General features: G+C 60.8%; 14 protein-coding genes. 4 read left to right on the top strand and 10 right to left on the bottom strand.

The genetic code is table 11. The features are described from left to right. Positions 1 to 130 precede the first annotated feature (130 nt). The 3 genes from CPter91_RS06675 (at position 131) to CPter91_RS06665 (ending at position 2,704) form a co-directional block, all read left to right on the top strand. Positions 131 to 796, top strand: coding sequence for a response regulator (locus tag CPter91_RS06675; protein ID WP_061938596.1), 666 nt, complete (start codon positions 131 to 133; stop codon positions 794 to 796). Further along, entirely contained in the window at positions 789 to 2,165 is a 1,377-nt protein-coding gene (locus CPter91_RS06670; protein ID WP_061938593.1) for an ATP-binding protein, read from the top strand. Before CPter91_RS06675 ends, CPter91_RS06670 begins: the two co-directional genes overlap by 8 nt. 128 nt (positions 2,166 to 2,293) lie before the next feature. Beyond that, entirely contained in the window at positions 2,294 to 2,704 is a 411-nt protein-coding gene (locus CPter91_RS06665; protein ID WP_061938591.1) for a YgiW/YdeI family stress tolerance OB fold protein, read from the top strand. A 20-nt stretch (positions 2,705 to 2,724) separates the two neighbouring features. Here the strand turns inward: CPter91_RS06665 and CPter91_RS06660 are convergent, their stop codons facing one another. From CPter91_RS06660 to CPter91_RS06615, 10 genes are all read right to left on the bottom strand, one after another. After that, entirely contained in the window at positions 2,725 to 3,582 is an 858-nt protein-coding gene (locus tag CPter91_RS06660; RefSeq protein ID WP_061938588.1) for a glycine betaine ABC transporter substrate-binding protein, read from the bottom strand. Positions 3,583 to 3,828: 246 nt separating this feature from the next. Continuing rightward, complete coding sequence (locus CPter91_RS06655) at positions 3,829 to 4,950, bottom strand: FAD-binding oxidoreductase (RefSeq protein ID WP_061945917.1); 1,122 nt, start codon at positions 4,948 to 4,950, stop codon at positions 3,829 to 3,831. Positions 4,951 to 4,976: 26 nt separating this feature from the next. After that, on the bottom strand, positions 4,977 to 6,260 hold the full coding sequence (locus tag CPter91_RS06650) for an aromatic ring-hydroxylating oxygenase subunit alpha (RefSeq protein WP_061945919.1): 1,284 nt from the start codon (positions 6,258 to 6,260) through the stop codon (positions 4,977 to 4,979). A gap of 55 nt (positions 6,261 to 6,315) precedes the next feature. Beyond that, positions 6,316 to 7,101: a drug:proton antiporter gene (locus CPter91_RS06645; RefSeq protein ID WP_061938585.1), complete on the bottom strand. Its 786-nt coding sequence runs from the start codon at positions 7,099 to 7,101 to the stop codon at positions 6,316 to 6,318. Continuing rightward, entirely contained in the window at positions 7,098 to 8,264 is a 1,167-nt protein-coding gene (locus CPter91_RS06640) for an electron transfer flavoprotein subunit alpha/FixB family protein (protein ID WP_236905949.1), read from the bottom strand. Before CPter91_RS06640 ends, CPter91_RS06645 begins: the two co-directional genes overlap by 4 nt. Before the next feature lie 14 nt (positions 8,265 to 8,278). Beyond that, positions 8,279 to 10,183 carry a (Fe-S)-binding protein gene (locus CPter91_RS06635; protein WP_061938579.1) on the bottom strand — a complete coding sequence of 635 codons (1,905 nt, stop codon included), beginning with the start codon at positions 10,181 to 10,183 and terminating at the stop codon, positions 8,279 to 8,281. Between the two features lie 2 nt (positions 10,184 to 10,185). Beyond that, positions 10,186 to 12,249 (bottom strand): NADH:flavin oxidoreductase, encoded by a 2,064-nt coding sequence (locus CPter91_RS06630; RefSeq protein WP_061938576.1) that lies wholly within the window; start codon positions 12,247 to 12,249, stop codon positions 10,186 to 10,188. Between the two features lie 15 nt (positions 12,250 to 12,264). After that, complete coding sequence (locus CPter91_RS06625; protein ID WP_061938573.1) at positions 12,265 to 12,789, bottom strand: DUF5943 domain-containing protein; 525 nt, start codon at positions 12,787 to 12,789, stop codon at positions 12,265 to 12,267. Positions 12,790 to 12,823: 34 nt separating this feature from the next. Further along, positions 12,824 to 13,798, bottom strand: coding sequence for a dipeptidase (locus CPter91_RS06620; RefSeq protein WP_061938570.1), 975 nt, complete (start codon positions 13,796 to 13,798; stop codon positions 12,824 to 12,826). Positions 13,799 to 13,814: 16 nt separating this feature from the next. Further along, a complete protein-coding gene (locus CPter91_RS06615) occupies positions 13,815 to 15,083 on the bottom strand; it encodes a serine hydroxymethyltransferase (protein WP_061938567.1) in 1,269 nt (422 codons plus the stop codon). 466 nt (positions 15,084 to 15,549) lie between these two features. Between CPter91_RS06615 and CPter91_RS06610 the strand changes: the two genes are divergently transcribed. After that, complete coding sequence (locus CPter91_RS06610) at positions 15,550 to 16,566, top strand: GlxA family transcriptional regulator (protein ID WP_061938564.1); 1,017 nt, start codon at positions 15,550 to 15,552, stop codon at positions 16,564 to 16,566. The last annotated feature ends 163 nt before the right edge of the window (positions 16,567 to 16,729 follow it).

Raw genomic sequence — 16,729 nt, 5'->3', positions numbered from 1 at the left:
CAAAATCCTCATGTACTGAAGTACATTCCGGTTTTTCCGCGCCGTTTAGTAGCAACTGACGGGCGCTCGCTGCAGATCATAAACAGGTTCTTAAGACTGGCTTAATCCGACCCATGCTAGGATTCCGCCCATGCGCATTCTCCTTGTAGAAGACGATCCCTCGCTCGGCGCGACCGTGCAATCCTGGCTCCAGCTCGACGGTTATGCCGTGGACTGGGTACTGCGCGGCGACTCGGCAGCCACAGCGCTGCAAACCCATCGCTACGACTGCGTGCTGCTGGACCGTGGCCTGCCGGGAACCTCCGGCGATGAATTATTGCGCCACTTACGCAACGGCAAAGACCTTGTGCCGGTGCTCATCATCACAGCCCGGGACACTCTGGCCGACCGTATCGAAGGCCTGGACCTGGGCGCCGACGACTACCTGATCAAGCCGTTCGACCTCGAAGAAATGTCAGCACGCATCCGCGCCGCGGTGCGGCGTCACGCGTCGCAGGCTAATAACGTTCTGAAGCATGGCGAGATCGAACTCGACCTCGCCAGCAAGCGTGTGACTCTGGCCGGCGAGCCGGTACAGCTGACGGTGCGCGAGCTGGCGGTATTGCATGCCTTGATGCTGCGCCGACAGCATATCGTCAAGCGGGCGCAAATCGAAGAAGCCTTATATGGTTGGGGCGACGAAGTGGAAAGCAACGCCATCGAAGTACATATCCATCATCTGCGGAAAAAACTCGGCAGCGGATTGATCGTGACCGTACGCGGCCTCGGTTATCGCTTAAAAGATGAACATGCCTGAAACGCCCTCTATGCCACCCGGCGCCAAAGCGCCCTCCCACTCGCTGCGCCTGCGCTTGTTGTGGACTATCGTCGGCACCAGCGCCCTGCTGTGGCTTGCCAGCCTGACCATCATGGTGTTCATCGCCTGGAATGAAACCAACGACGTATTTGACGACGCGCTCAAGGAATCCAGTAACCTGATCGTGGCGGCCACCACTGACTTCAACGAACGCGGCCTTCTGCAGCAAACAGAAGCCGCCGCCGGCGAACCGCACAAGGTGGATATCCAGTATCAGATCGTGATAGACGGCCGAGTCATCCAGCGCACCGCCAGAGCACCCGCCACGCCCTTCGTTGCCGGCTTTGAGCATCGCAAGGGTTTCAGAAATATCGACATCGACGGTAAGCGCTGGCGTATTTACGTGGTGCGCAGCAAGGATGCGCATTTTGAAGTGCAGGTCGGGCAAAAATTCAAGAAACGCCTGGACATCTTGGAAGAACTGGCGGAAAACCTTGCGTTACCGGTCTTGCTGCTGCTGGCGGTACTGACCGCTCTCAGCTGGCATTGCGTCAGCCGTGTCATGAAACCGATTAACAACACCGCTCATGCAATCGCCACGAAATCGCGAGATGACCTGACACCGGTATCGCTGGACGGCCAGCCGCGCGAACTGCGCCCCATCGTCGGTGCCTTGAACGGTGTTCTGCTGCGCCTGCAAAATGCGCTGCAAGCCGAACGTAGATTTACCGCCGATGCAGCGCATGAACTGCGCACGCCGCTGGCAGCTTTGCGCATGCATGTGCAACTGCTGCAGCGGCAGCACAGCGACCTATCCGCGCCATTCCAGAAACTGCGCGACGATATTGACCGCAGCACCGCCTTGGTCGAGAATCTACTGGCTCTGGCGCGCCTGGATCCTGCCAGCCCGGACAAGCTGGAACGGCAGCAGGTAGTGCTGCAACCCTTCCTGCAAGAATTGCGGCGGACACATGCAGCGATAGCCAGGCAACGCCGCATCAACGTGAACATTGATACACAGCTGGAGCAGTTGCAGATGAATCCGGAAATGATGCATATTGCTTTGCGCAACCTGCTCGATAATGCCTTGCGTTACTGTCCACCGCACAGCACGGTAAAAATCGCATGCAGCGCGACATCCGGCCTGCTGCGCATCGCCGTCTGCGATGACGGCCCCGGAGTCGATGCGCGACAGCGCAATCGATTGAGCGAACGCTTTTTCCGCGTATTAGGCAGTGGCGAACAAGGCAGCGGACTGGGCTTGTCCATCGTCCGTCGCATTGCCGAACTGCATGGCGCCCGACTATCTTTCGGCAGCGGCCTGGATGGCAAAGGCCTCGGCGTGTTCCTCGATTTTCCTTCTGTATAGCTGTGCCCGCCACAGGCATTTCGTAGTCCTTAAGATAACGTTAAGCTTGGCGATGTCTAATAGCGATCAAGGTTGCGCACCAGCGAACCGAATTGATCTTAAACACAGCTCATCCAAAAGGACGCATTATGAATCGCATCGGAAAATTTCTCGCCATCACTATTCTCGCCGGCGCCGCCACAGTCGCCGCTGCTCAAGGCTATAACGGTCCATCCTCCGCTTCCGCGGCGCCAGCCTCTGCCCGCTATGCTGGTCCCTCGACCGTGCCAGGCATGACGGCCAAAGAATTATTGGCAAATGGCGTTGACGATCAATATGTGACCCTGACGGGAAAGCTCGTGCGTCATACCGGCGGCGACCATTATGTATTGGCTGACGCCAGCGGCGAAATTCGAGCCGACATTTCAGCTAAGCATTTTCCGCAAGATCAGGTCATCGATGCCAACACAGTCGTCGAACTTGAGGGAAAATTTGACAAGGAACGTTTCGGCAGTTCCAAACTGGAAGTCAAACGCATCAAAGTGATCGCAGCCAAATAAGGCCGCGCACCCGCAAGCGTTCATTTTTGCAGCCACTGGCTGACTCGCTGCGGGTGGGCGTCAATCCACTGTTTGGCCGCGGCTTCCGGCTTGGCGCCGTTTTCCACCGCCAGCATGACGCTGTCGATTTCGCCCGGCTTCCATGAGAAATTCTTCAGCAAGTCATTCACCGGCTTGGCCCTCGTTGCCAGGCCGGGATTGGCGATATTGTCGACATGCTCGGCTTCACCATAGACCTTCTTCGGATCGTCGAGAAACTTGAGTTTCCACTTGGCGAACATCCAGTGCGGCACCCATCCGGTCACCGCAATCGCCTTGTTGTTCCTGATCGACCGCTCCAGTTCGGCCACCATGCCGCTGCCGGAACTTGGCAGCAGTTTATAGTCGAGGCCGTATTCCTTGATCGCCAGCTCAGTCTTGGTCATGACGCCGGCGCCGGCATCGATGCCGACGATGCGGCCCTCGAAAGCGGCTTTCTGCGCCGTCAAGTCAGCGATACTGCTGACGTTGACATAAGCAGGCACGATCAGTCCTATCCTGGCGCCAGGATAATTGACGCCGAGATTGACCACCTTGTCTTTCAGCTTTTCATAGTAAGCGCCCTGCGTCGTCGGCAGCCACGCCGACATGGTCGCATCCAGGTCGCCGCGCGCCACCCCCTGCCACATCAGGCCGGCCGACACCGGGATCAGCTTGACTTCATAGCCGAGATCCTGCCTGATGATTTGCGCCGCGACGTAGGTCGTGGCTACGCTGTCGGACCAGCCTTCCACGTAACCGATCTTGATGATCGGCTTAGGTTCAGCATTCGCCGCGCCCGTGCTTGCGAGGCATGTCAGTGCAAGGACAAGGCAGCATAGTTTTCGTAGTGGGTTCATGGCTCGACTCTTTCGGCGTTTTTTAATCAATTGGGGTCAGAGTCGAATTGATTTTCTTCGACTTGCTGCTGTTCATGCTCCGTGGCCAGCTAACTGAATTAAATGGGGTCAGAGTCGAATTTATTTGCATCGGTTTGCTGCGGCTGGTGCTCCGTGGTCCGTCAATTGGGGTCAGAGTAATTTACGACGATGAAGCTGTCGTAAAAAAACTCTGACCCCGATTGACTGCGTTTCTGCTGCGCTGTCCTATTTATCTACTACCAGGTTGCTTAAGGGCTTGCTACAGCACAGCAGCACCATGCCTTGGTCTATCTCGCGCTGGCGGATGCCGCCTTTGTGCTGCATGTCGACGCTGCCGGAAATCAGCTTGACCTTGCAGGTGCCGCACATGCCTTGGGCGCAGGAAGATGCCAGGCGTACGCCGGCGTTGCGGGCGGCTTCCAGTACATGCTGCTGCGGGCCGCAGACGATCTGGCGGTTGCTTTTCTGGAAGGTGATTTCGAAGCCGGTCAGCGCCGCCAGTTCGCTGCTTATCGGTGTTGCGCCGTTTGCCGTGCTTGCCTGCTCGGTTTCCAACTGCAAAGTCTCGAAGGAGAAACTTTCTTCGTGATAGTGCGTCCGCTCAAAACCCGCTTCATCCAGCATGTTGCGCACCGCTTTCATGTAAGGCGCGGGTCCGCAGACAAAAATCTCACGCTCCATGAAATCGGGCGCCATCAGCTTCAGCGCCGCCAGCGACAGCATGCCGGTCGGTCCCGGCCAGTCGCGCCGCTGGCCCAGCCGTTCGCAGATGAAGCGCGTCTTGAAATTCTGCTGGCTGGCGGCAATCAGGCCCAGCTCGCGCTCGAAGATGATGTCGTCCGGCGTGCGCGCACTGTGGATGAAAACAATGTCACGGTCGTCGCAGAGGTCATGATGGGCGCGCGTCATCGACATCAATGGCGTGATGCCCGAGCCGGCCGACAGGAACAGGTATTTGTTCGCCGGATGAATGGCGCAGGTGAACTCGCCCGCCGGCTGCAGTACCTTGACCTTGTCGCCCACTTTCAAGTTGTCGTGCAGCCAGTTGGACACTGGCCCTCCCGGCACCCGCTTGACCGTGATCGAGATGGCATGCGGCCGCGCCGGCGACGAGGAAACGGTGTAGCAGCGATTGATGGCTTCATCATTGATTTCCAGCTCCAGCGTGATGAACTGGCCGGGCTGGAAGATGAAGCCGCTGCCGTCGGGCGTGACGAAGAAAAAGCTCTTGACGTCATGCGTCTCCGCCCGCACCTGGCAGCACACCAGGCTGTCCTCGCGATCGCTGTTCCACAGCGGCGGCATGGCGTCCCAGAAGTTCGGGCGATTCAGTTTATTGATATCCATGACCGGTCCCGGCAATATTTCGGCTTTCAATCCATTCTCCGCAGCACGTTCACTGAAGCAGTCTCAGGCGCGCTCAAACCAGCCTGCAGGCGGCCGATGTACCAGGTGCAGAATTTTTCCACCAGCCCTTCGGTAAACGGCGAATAAGGACCGGGCTGGTAAGCGCTGCTGCGCGCCCCCTGCTGCGACAGCTCGACCAGCCGCTTGTCCTGGTCGTTGGTGGCGTTCCATACCGCAGTCAGATTGTCCAGCTGATAATCAATGCCTTCGCGCGCATCTTTGTGCACCAGCCATTTGGTGCGCACCAGCGTACGCTCGGCTGACAAGGGCAATACTGAAAAACTCACAATATGGTCGCTCATGAAGTGGTGCCAGGAATTCGGTTGGGTCCAGAACGACAGACCGCCCAGGTCGGCGCGCTCGAACTGCCCCAGCAGCATGCCGCAAGCGACCTTGCCGTCCAGCGTCTGCGATTCGCCGGCGCGATCCAGCGGCAAGCGCTGTGTGCGGAAACCGCTCACCAGTTCGTCCAGCCGCTCGATCTCGGCTGACGGCAGGCCGCCGCGTTCCCATTCGGCGCAACGTTCTGCCGCCAGGCGGTTGAATTCGCCGATCTGCTCGGCGTTGCCGGGCGCGGTCTGGTAACCGAAACCGAATTCGAACAACGAAGCAGTGAGTTCCGGATGGTTGGTCGCGCAGTGGTAGCACTCGCGATTGTTTTCCATGGTCAGCTTCCAGTTGCCCTCTTCGATCAGGTCGACCTGCTTGGCTATCTTGCAATCCTGCAGGCCGTGCGGCAACAGATAGGGCGCCATGGCTTCGCGCATCACGGCGAAATCCGCGGGCGGCTGTTCCGCCAGGCAGATGAAGATCAGACCGGCCAGGTTTTCCACATGCACGGATTTCAGGCTGTGCTTGCAGCGATCGAATTTTTCCCCCATGTGTTCGGCGTAGATCAGTTCGCCGCTCAGGTTATAAGTCCATTGATGATAGGGACAGACCAGGTTGCCGACCGAGCCCTTGTGCTCCGAGCACAGGCGCGCGCCGCGATGGCGGCAGACGTTGTGATAGGCGCGCACCGCCATATCGTCGTCGCGCACCACCACGATGGAGTTGAGGCCGATCTCGACCGTGACGTAGTCGCCCGGCTCGGGAATATCCGGATCGACCGCGACATGGATCCAGTGCTTGCCGAAAATCTCGCGGATATCCATCTCGAAGATTTCCGGATTCAGGTAAAACGGCGCATCCAGGCTATGTCCTGGCAGGCGTTCGGCGATCAGTGCTTGAATCTCTTTGGATACTTTCAATTTTTTCTCCATGTGATGCATTTATGGAACCGCCGCATTGCAAACGCTTTGCAAATCAATAATCGACCAGATGATGCTCACGCAAATAAGCCAGCACGGCCTGCGCCTTGTCGGCTGCGCTGCCTTCCTGCAGCACCTTGCCGCCGCGGCTCTCCGCCACGGTGGCGGCCTGCATGCGTGCATGGCCGGAACGCTTCTCCGGCGCCGCCAGTTTGCGTGGCAGCGCTTTAACATTTTCGATCCGCCATTCCGAGCCGGCTGTGCCTGTCCCCGCCGGAAAGGCCTGGCTGCTGATGCGGCCGGCACGCAAGCGGGCATAGGCATAGCGCAAGCGCGACGGCGCTAACGAATGCACAGTCAGCAAGGCCGGCAGCGACAAGACGACTTCGCGCCGCCGCCCTTTCGGCAAGAACTGCTCGGCGACGATGGCGTCGCTGCCTGACGTTACCGCAATCACCCCTGCCAGCAAAGGCAGATTCAGCCGCGCGGCCAGCCGATAAGGCAGCATGCCGCTGGCTTCGCCGCTCTCGGCGCGGCTGCCGCACAACACCAGGTCGTAGCCTTGCAGTTGTTCCTGCAAGGCTGGCAACACGTCCTGGTCCGCAGCTGGTTCGATCACGCTGACCCTGGTTGCGCCCAGCGCCAGATATTCGGGCAGCGCCGGATTGTCTGCTTGTCCGGCATGGATAACATCGATACTGATGTCAAGCGCATGCCGGGCCAGATCGTGGGCCAAGCCCAGGGCAGCGGCGTCGTTGCGGCTATAGCGCGGCACGCCGCTTACCGGGTGCCTGCCTATCGATACCAGTACCGCAATCCGCCTGATAGCCAGCTGTTTCATGATGCGACCTCCATCGCCCGAGCCTGCCGGACCTGTTCCAGCAAGGCAGCCATCAGTTCCTGCGCATCACCGATGATGCTGAGATCGGCGCGCTTAATCATGGGCGCACTGGCATCCAGGTTGACCGCGATCACATGGCGGCAGTCCTTGATGCCCTGCAGATGCTGGACCGCGCCGGAAATGCCAAAAGCGAGATAGGCGCTGGCGCTGACCGTCTTGCCGGTGGCGCCGATCTGCTTATCGCGCTCAAACTTGCCGTCGTCGACCGCAACCCGGCTGGCGCCGACGGCGGCGTCCAGCACCTGCGCCAGCGCATTGAACAGGGTGACATCGCCGACGCCATTGCCAGCCGAAACGATGAAATCGGCTTCATCCAGCGCCACTTGCGACGCCGCCATGGTTTTCACGCCAAGGTCGGTAAATGCGCCGGCCGAAGTGGCGCTTGCCGCGATGCCGAGCGCTTCGGCCAACTGCTCGGCTCGCTGCCCGCGCCCGAGGAAGGGCAGGCGCGCATCCACGGCATCGGCTTCCAGCAGCACGATCGCCGTCAGTTCGCGGCGCGCCATCAGGCTGCCCCGCTGCCGGTAGACCGCCAGCCCTTCCTGCTTGATTTCCACCACATGCGTGGCGATGCTGGCTGCGTTCATCGCCGCGCCCAGGCGCCGTCCCAGGTCGCTGTCGGCGACGCCGTTGTCGGCCATGAAGACATGCGCCGGCAACAATTCTTCGAGCAAGGCGATCAGCGCCACCAGCTCAGCTTCCGGCGCAAACCGATGACTGCCGAATTGCGGCAATACGACGCAGCGATCCGCGCCAAGCGCGGCGGCATCGTCGTTCAGTTCGCCGAACACCAGCAGCACCACTTCGGTGGCGCCGTCGGCCAGCAGTGCGGCGGCGGCCACGGCCTGGCGCGCATGTTCGTCGAGGCTGCCGCGGTCGCTGTGCGCCACTGCCAGCAGACATTTTTTCAACTGTGCATCCGCTGCCAGGCGCTGCGGCTTGATCGACTGGTGCGCCGGCGCCAACGGAAACACCTGCAGATCGAGGCCTGCCGCGCCTGCCTGTCCCAGCACAATGCGCTTCAAGCCATCGGCATTCAGCGTGAATGGACGGCGCGGATCTATCCGCCTGATGCAGCTCGCCGTCGCCATTGTCGTTGTCATCGCCATGTCCATATTCAATGCTCCAATGCAGCGGCCAGCAGTTCAGCGATATCGCGCACCTCGGGACGCGGCCCCACTACGCCTTCCAGCATCGCGGTGCAGTTCGGGCAAGCTACCACCACCGTGTCGGCGCGCACCGTGCGCGCATCGTGGATGCGGATATCGGGAATGCGCTGCTTGCCGGGGATATCAGTCAGCGGCGCGCCGCCACCGCCGCCGCAGCAGCGGCCGCGCATGCCATGGCGTTCCATTTCATGCAGCGACAGGCCCAGCAGCTTGAGCAGCTCGCGCGGCGCCTCGATTTCGCCGTTGTAGCGGCCCAGGTAACAGGGGTCGTGATAGGTAAAGCGCTGCTCGCTGTCGGCGGCTGCGCGCGGCTTGAGTTTGCCCTGGCTGACCAGCGACGCCATGAAGCCGGTGTGATGCAGCACTTCATAGTGGCCGCCGAGCGCCGGATATTCGTTGCGTAGGCAGTGCATGACATGCGGATCGGCAGTGACGATGCGCTTGAAGGTAAATGCCGACAGCTGCGCAATCATCTGCTGCGCCAGGTTTTGGAAAGTCGCCTCATCGCCGAGACGGCGGGCGACATCGCCGCAATCGTTTTCCAGCGAACCGAGCACGGCAAAATCGACCTGCGCGGCTTGCAGCACCTTGACCAGCGCGCGCAGGCTGCGCTGGTAACGCATGTCGAAACCGCCTTCGCCCACCAGCAGCAGCACGTCGACCGGCTGACCGGCGCTGATCTGGCGGACGTTCAGGTCCAGCGCCCAGTTGTAGCGCACGCCGAGGTCGAAGCCGCCGGCGCTGCCGGTTTCGCGCAAATTGGCCAGCACTTCCGGTCCTTTACCCGGCACCGCGCCGAACTGCAAGGTTTGGTGACGACGCATATCGACGATGGCATCCACGTGCTCGATCAGCATCGGGCATTCCTGCACGCAGGCGCGACAGGTGGTGCAAGACCATAGCGTGTCGCTGGAAATCAGGCCCGGCACGATCGCCTCCAACGGGCTGCCCTGATGGCCGCCGAGCGGGATGCCGGGATAAGGGCTGCCGGCAAAATTGGCGTCGCTGCCGCCGGCCATGCCGGTCACCATATCCTGAATCAGCTTCTTCGGATTCAAGGGCTGGCCGGCAGCAAACGCCGGGCAGGCGGCCTCGCACTTGCCGCACTGGACGCAGGCATCGAAGCTCAGCAGCTGGTTCCAGCGGAACTCGACCGGCTTGCCGACTCCCAGTTCGCCTTGCTCCAGCTTCAGAACCTTGAGCGCCGTGGTCGGAGTGCCGCCGGCGACCTGCTTGAAGCGTTCAGGGCGCGGATGGAAAGCCAGGTGCAGCAAGCCGGCCAGCGCATGCTTCATCGGTCCGCCACGGGTGGCGCCGATGGTCAGCGTCCAGGCGCCCAGGCCCAGCAACACCACGGTCGCCAGCGCACTCGCACCGGAGACCAGCTGCAGCGGAATCAGGCCGAGCGCCAGCAAACCCAGCGCAAACGCCGCCAGCATCCACGGCAGCCGCATCCAGGCGCCGCGCGACAACCGCGCCGGCGGCGTGCGGCGGCGATGCCAGACAAACAGCACGCCGACCAGCATCAGCAGCGCGCACAAGCCGATGGCGGTATTCAGTGCCGCGGCATACAGCATCAAGCCATAGTTGAGTGCTACCAGCGCCATGGCGGCAATGGCGCCGCCGGCAGTAGCCACGTGGGTGCGGGCGATATACGGGTCGCGCGCCACCACATGGTGCAGATCAACAAAATAGCGCTTGGGAATGGCCAGCAATCCTAGCCAAGCCACGGGCGCTTCACGGCCAGCACGCCACAGTGCTGCCCGCCGCGCCATGCCCACCGTCAGCCCTGCCACCGAAAGCCAGAACAGGACGGTAATGAGCAGATTAAGGGAAGAAGCTGCTGCGCTCATAGTCAGAAGTCTTTGCACAGACGCAGCGAGTCGTAGATCGCAGCGTGGATGTTATGCATAGAGATGCAGTCGCCTACCCGGAACAGCAGGAAGCGGCCGTCGCCTAGCGGTTCCGACAAGGCGGGCTGCGGCTCGGCGGCGAACAGCTTGTTGACGTCGATCTGGCCGCGATTGACCGATTGCGGCTTGAGCGACCAGTACAGCTGGTCATTGGGCAGGATGCCGTTTTCAATCACCACCTGGTCGACCACCCGCTCCTCCTGCACTTCGGTGTACTCGTTGCGCAGCACCGCCACCTTCTTGTCGCCTTCGGCATAGACCCGGTCCAGCCAGTAATTCGGCGTCGGGATCACGCCCTGGGCATACAGGCGGCGATAAAAAATCGGGAAGGTGGTGCCGCCGGTGTCGTCGGCGATCTTGACGTCGGGTGTGACGATTTCCACCAGGCTGCCGCGGCTGGCCAGGAAATCGGCGACGCCGAAGCCGGCATGGGTGCTGATGCCGTCATACACCAGCACGTTCTTGCCCGGCGCGACCCGTCCCTGCAGGATGTCCCAGGAACTGACAGACAGTCCTTCGGCAATGCCCCAGTCAGCAACTTGGCTGGTGTAGTTGCTGCCGCCGGTGGCCAGCACCACGATATCCGGCCGTTCCGCCAGGATCATGGCTTCGTCGGCATCGACGCCAAGCCGGCGGTCAACGCCGAGGCGCTTGGTTTCCATGTCGAACCAGCGCACGATGCCGGCCATCTGTTCGCGCTGCGGCGCCTTGGCCGCCAGGTTGATCTGGCCGCCGACCGCTTCGCTGCGCTCGAACAGCACCACTTCGTGGCCGCGTTCGCGCGCCACGCGCGCCGCTTCCAGCCCGGCCGGACCGGCGCCGACCACGACCACTTTGCGTTTAGGTCCACGGCTCTTGGCGATCTGGTGCGGCATGCTCTGCTCGCGCGAGGTGGCGGCGTTCTGCACGCACAGCACATCCAGGCCGTTGTACTGGCGGTCGATGCAATAATTGGCGCCGACGCATTGCTTGATTTCGTCTTCACGGCCGTCGCGGATCTTGATCACCATATGCGGATCGGCGATCTGCGCACGCGTCATGCCGACCAGATCCACCATGCCGGACGACAGTATGCGTTCCGCCTGGCCGGCGTCGCGTATGCTTTGCGCATGCATCACCGGCACGCTCGACACCGCCTTGATGCCGGCAGCGAGGTGCACGAACGGCTCCGGCGGCAAGGCCATCGGCGGCATGCAGTTCGCCAGCGTATTATGCGTATCGGCACCGGAACCAACCACGCTCAGGAAATCGATCAGGCCGCTGGCAGACAGCGCCTGCGCAATCTGCTTGGCGGTTTCGTGATCGACGCCGTCTTCATGGAATTCATCGCCGCACATGCGCATGCCGACGCAAAAATCCTTGCCGACTGCTTCTCGCACCGCCGTCAATACTTCGATGCCGAAGCGCATCCGGTTCTCCAAGCTGCCGCCGTATTCGTCGGTACGCTGGTTGACGCGTGGACTCCAGAACTGGTCGATCAGTTGCTGGTGGGCGGCGGAAATCTCGATGCCATCCATGCCAGCTTGCTTGACTCGTTTGGCGGCAGCGGCAAAGTCGGCGACGATACGGCGAATCTCTTCGATCTCGATGATCTTGGCGTTGCCGCGATGGACCGGTTCCCTGATCCCCGAGGGACTGACCAGATGTGGCCAGTTCTCGCCATGCCAGGCTGTGCGCCGTCCCATATGGGTAGCCTGGATCATGATCTTGGCGCCGTGCCGGTGCATCGCTTCCGCCAGCCGCGATAAAGGCTCGATCACTTTGTCGGTAGTCAGATTGACCGATTTCCACCAGCCTTGCGGACTGTCGATGGAGACCGTGCTGGAACCGCCGCAGATTGCCAGGCCCAGACCGCCCTTGGCCTTTTCTTCGTAATAACGGATATAGCGCTCGCCCGGCAAGCCGCCTGCTTCCGCATAGACTTCGGCGTGCGCGGTGCTGACCACGCGGTTGCGCAGGGTAATCTGGTTCAGGGTCAACGGCGAAAACAAAGTGGGATAGCGCATGGTCGGTATCTGGCCCTAGGCAGAAAGCGGTGTAACCGTGAATACGCAATGCGCGTGGCCTTCGCCGCCGCACTGGGTTTCGCTGCATACCGAGCGGCGCGGATTGCCGGTGGTGTCGGAAACCCAGTCCATGGCGCCGGCGAACCAGCCGGCGAACATGTAGCACAGCTTGCCTTGCGCTTCCGGCTGCTGCAGAACGAACGATGAATTGACCAGCTTGATGCTGGCGCTGGCATTGGCGGCGTCCACTTCGGTAAAGGAGAACAAACCCCAGCCACGCTGTGACAGCCGTTTCAAATAATGCTTGTAGACGTCGAGGCCAGACATATCGTGCTGCCGAGCTTCCTTTTCACACCAGTAGTAGGCGGATTTGTGACCGGCGTCATACAGGATCTGCGCATATTTTTCGCGCCCGAGTGCTGCCTCCACGGCGGTGTGGTTATTGGTGAAGAAATGGCGCGGCACATACAGCATCGGCAGCTTGTCGGTAGTCCAGACACCAGTCTCGGCGTCGACTTCAATCGGCAATTGGGGTTGCATCACTACTCCTCAGTATTTACGTAGCTACGTAGCGCTAGCAGGCAGTCCAGACTTCGCCGAACACCCGCAGCCAGTTCTCGCCAAGCACCTTGCGGATGCGGCTTTCCTTCCAGCCGGCGCGTTCCATGGCCGTGGTCAGATTGGGGAAATCGCCGATGGTGCGGAAGCCTTCCGGGTTGATCACCGTACCGAAATCCGTCAGGCGGCGGTGGCGTCCCTTGTCGTGCGTCAGCCATTCGAAGAACGGCTTGCCGTAACCTTGCGTGAAATCGGTGCCGATACCGACGCAGTCGTCGCCGACCAGGTTGATGATGTAGTCGAAGGCCTCTACGTAGTCATCGACATTGGCGCTGCTGCCGCGTTTGAGGAAAGGCGGAAACATAGTGACGCCGATGAAGCCGCCATGGTCGGCGATGAATTTCAGTTGTTCATCGCTCTTGTTGCGCGGATGCTGTTTCAGGCCGGATGGCAGGCAGTGCGAATAGCAAACCGGCTTGTTGGAGGCCAGGATCGCTTCGGTGGAGGTATTGCCGCCGACATGCGACAGATCGACCATGATGCCGACCCGGTTCATCTCGGCGATCACTTCGCGGCCGAAGCCGGACAGGCCGCCGTCGCGTTCGTAGCAACCGGTGCCGATCAGGTTCTGGGTGTTGTAGCAAAGCTGTACCACCCGCACGCCCAGTTCGGCGAACACTTCGATATAGCCGAGGTTGTCTTCAAACGCATGAGCGTTCTGGAAACCGAGGATGACGCCGGTGCGGCCTTCTTTCTTCGCCCGCGTGATGTCGTCGACGCCGCGCACCAGCGTGAGCAGGTCGGCGTTGTCGCGGATCAGGTTCTTCATGTCGACCACATTGCCGACCGTGCCCTGGAAATTCTCCCACACCGAAATGGTGCAGTTGACGGCGCTCAGGCCGCCCTTCTTCATGTCTTCGAATACCGGCCGCTCCCACTTGGAGATATTCAAGCCGTCGATGACCAGGCTTTGCTGATGCAGGTTGCTCATGGCGTGCTCCTTGATCTCAATAGATAGGGAAGCGCTTGCACAGGGCCTGCACTTCGGTCAGCACTTTTTGCTCGACTTCGGCATCTCCCTCCGGCTTGCGCGCCAGGGCGTCGAAGATCTCTACCGTCAGGCGGCCGATGGTGCGGAACTCGTCGACGCCAAAACCGCGCGCGGTGCCGGCCGGCGTGCCGAGGCGGATGCCGGAAGTGACCGTCGGCTTTTCGGTATCGAAGGGAATGCCGTTTTTGTTGCAAGTGATGCCGGCACGTTCCAGCGCATGCTCCACCTGCGTACCCTTCAAACCCTTGGGACGCAGGTCGACCAGCAGCAGATGGTTTTCGGTGCCGCCGGTGACCAGGTCGACACCGCCAGCCAGCAGTACTTCGCCCAGCGCCTTGGCATTAGCGACCACCTCGCCGATATATTCCTTGAACTCCGGCTCCAGCGCCTCCCCGAACGCCACCGCCTTGCCTGCGATTACGTGCATCAGCGGGCCACCCTGCAAGCCCGGGAATACGGCGGAATTGATTTTCTTGGCGATGTCTTCGTCGTTGGTCAGGACGAAGCCGCCGCGCGGCCCGCGCAAGGTCTTGTGGGTAGTCGAGGTGACCACATGCGCATGCGGCACCGGGCTAGGATGATGGCCGGTCGCCACCAGGCCGGCGATATGCGCCATGTCGACCATCAGCAACGCATCGACGCTGTCGGCGATAGCGCGGAAGCGGGCGAAATCGAGCTGGCGCGGATAGGCCGAGTAGCCGGCGATGATCAGGCGCGGCTTGTGCAGCTTGGCCAGCGCTTCCACTTCGTCATAGTCGATCAGATAAGTGTCGCGGTTGACGCCGTACTGCACCGCATTGAACCACTTGCCCGACATGGCCGGCCGCGCGCCGTGCGTCAGGTGGCCGCCGGCGTCGAGCGACATGCCCAGCACCGTTTCGCCCGGCTTGACCAGCGCCAGCATGACGGCGCCGTTGGCCTGGGCGCCGGAATGCGGCTGCACGTTGGCGAATTTGGCGCCAAACAACTGCTTGACCCGTTCCAGCGCCAGGGTTTCCACCTGGTCGGCGAATTCGCAGCCGCCGTAATAGCGTTTGCCCGGATAGCCTTCGGCGTACTTGTTGGTCAGCACCGAGCCCTGCGCTTCCAGCACCGCGCGCGACACGATGTTTTCCGAGGCGATCATCTCGATCTGGTTTTGCTGGCGCTGCAGTTCAAGATCTATGGCACGCTTGATCGGGGCGTCGCGTTCCGCCAGCGACTGAGAAAATGCGGGAAGTGTCATGTTGAGGTCCTGGGAAAAGGGATGCGTCTAAGGGGCTAACTCTTGACATCATTCTTGTCCCAAGGCCTTGCCCGCTATTGACTTGATCTGACGGGAACCTTTCAATTTGCGACATTGCTGTCACTTTTAGCCAAGCGCCGGTTTTGGCACCGGTTTTGACACCCTCCCACGCCGCTTGCGCCGAAATGGATCGCTTGCACAAAAAGCGGGATCGCCGACGTGGTTTTTTTGCAATTATTGCCGCCGATTGTGGGCGCAAGATCAGCGTGTCGTGCGCAGTCCGCCATCCCGTCCGGCATCCTCCTGCGCCGCGCAAATCCAGACGGTAATTGATCCTACGGCCGACGACGCCATGGCATCTGGTCGGCTTGGCATGCTTATTGCGACGCACAACCGAAAGCGTTTGTTAGTTCAGCCATTTCAACGTTACATTGTCCATCGCTGATGTTTGCCAACGGAGCAGGTCATGTCAAAAAGCACTTCCACTTCCTTCACCCACTTTGCTTTCATGCCGCTCAACAACTTCACGATGCTGGCATTTTCAAATGCCATCGAAGTGCTGAGAATGGCGAATTATCTGGAAGGAAAACCGCTCTACCGCTGGTCCATCATCAGTCCCGAAGGCGGCGCCGTGAGCGCCAGCAACGGCCTCGCCGTCACCACCATGCGCGCCGACCAGTGCCCGGCCGCCGATGCCGTCTTCGTCTGCGGCGGTACGCAAATCGCCAGCGCCATCAACAGCGCCACCCTGGACTTGCTAAGAAACCTGGCAAAACAAGGGAAGACCTTGGGCAGCCTGTGCACCGGCGCTTTCGCGCTGGCCGAAGCCGGACTGCTGGACGGCTATACCTGCGCCACGCACTGGGAAAACCTGTCGTCGATAAAGCGCTCATATCCCGCAATTGCCTTCGCGCCTGACCTGTTCGTAGTCGACCGCGACCGCATCACCTGCACCGGCGGCATTGCGCCGCTGGACATGATGCTGAACCTGATTTCCGGACAAGTCGGAAAAACCACGATTGCCGCGATTGCCGACCAGTTCATCCTGGAACATGTCCGCGACCACAAAGACCAGCAACGGGTGCCGCTGACGGTACGCATGACCTCCGCCCGCCCGGCCATGGTGGAAGTGGTGTCGCTGATGGAAGCCAACATAGAAGAACCGCTGTCGCTAGACGAACTGGCGCAACTGTCCAACTCGTCGCCACGCCAGCTGCAGCGCATGTTCAAGGAGCACATGGGCATGTCGCCCACCCACTACTACCTGACCCTGCGCCTGCGCAAGGCCAGGGAACTGCTGCGCCAGACCGACATGTCGATCCTCAGCATCACCGTCGCATGCGGCTTCCAGTCAGCCTGCCACTTCAGCAAGACCTACCGCGAAATCTTCAGCGTCGCCCCCAGCACCGAACGCCGCCAGCAAGCAGCAGTACCGGCAGCACTGCTCGCAACGCAAAACCAGCAGCCCGCCGCATTCGTATAAAAAAAATTAGGGTCAGAGTCGAATTTTTGCCGTTCAAAAATTCGACTCTGACCCCAATTAACAGCATTACCGTGGCTTGCGGCTCCAGTCAGCCTGCCATTTCAGATGGACCTGTTTAGCGGCGAAGCATCAGGGGGAGAAGAAAAAACGGGCGCCTCGGGCG

It is taken from the genome of Collimonas pratensis (genome assembly GCF_001584185.1).
Lineage (GTDB): Bacteria > Pseudomonadota > Gammaproteobacteria > Burkholderiales > Burkholderiaceae_D > Collimonas > Collimonas pratensis.
Note: the sequence above shows the minus strand (reverse complement) of the source record. Positions and strands in the feature narration are given on the sequence as shown.

Coding starts and splice junctions, on each gene's coding strand:
- CPter91_RS06675 (WP_061938596.1), top strand. CDS start 131: ATGCGCATTCTCCTTGTAGAAGACGATCCCTCGCTCGGCGCGACCGTG.
- CPter91_RS06670 (WP_061938593.1), top strand. CDS start 789: ATGCCTGAAACGCCCTCTATGCCACCCGGCGCCAAAGCGCCCTCCCAC.
- CPter91_RS06665 (WP_061938591.1), top strand. CDS start 2,294: ATGAATCGCATCGGAAAATTTCTCGCCATCACTATTCTCGCCGGCGCC.
- CPter91_RS06660 (WP_061938588.1), bottom strand. CDS start 3,582: ATGAACCCACTACGAAAACTATGCTGCCTTGTCCTTGCACTGACATGC.
- CPter91_RS06655 (WP_061945917.1), bottom strand. CDS start 4,950: ATGGATATCAATAAACTGAATCGCCCGAACTTCTGGGACGCCATGCCG.
- CPter91_RS06645 (WP_061938585.1), bottom strand. CDS start 7,101: ATGAAACAGCTGGCTATCAGGCGGATTGCGGTACTGGTATCGATAGGC.
- CPter91_RS06640 (WP_236905949.1), bottom strand. CDS start 8,264: ATGACAACGACAATGGCGACGGCGAGCTGCATCAGGCGGATAGATCCG.
- CPter91_RS06635 (WP_061938579.1), bottom strand. CDS start 10,183: ATGAGCGCAGCAGCTTCTTCCCTTAATCTGCTCATTACCGTCCTGTTC.
- CPter91_RS06630 (WP_061938576.1), bottom strand. CDS start 12,249: ATGCGCTATCCCACTTTGTTTTCGCCGTTGACCCTGAACCAGATTACC.
- CPter91_RS06625 (WP_061938573.1), bottom strand. CDS start 12,789: ATGCAACCCCAATTGCCGATTGAAGTCGACGCCGAGACTGGTGTCTGG.
- CPter91_RS06620 (WP_061938570.1), bottom strand. CDS start 13,798: ATGAGCAACCTGCATCAGCAAAGCCTGGTCATCGACGGCTTGAATATC.
- CPter91_RS06615 (WP_061938567.1), bottom strand. CDS start 15,083: ATGACACTTCCCGCATTTTCTCAGTCGCTGGCGGAACGCGACGCCCCG.
- CPter91_RS06610 (WP_061938564.1), top strand. CDS start 15,550: ATGTCAAAAAGCACTTCCACTTCCTTCACCCACTTTGCTTTCATGCCG.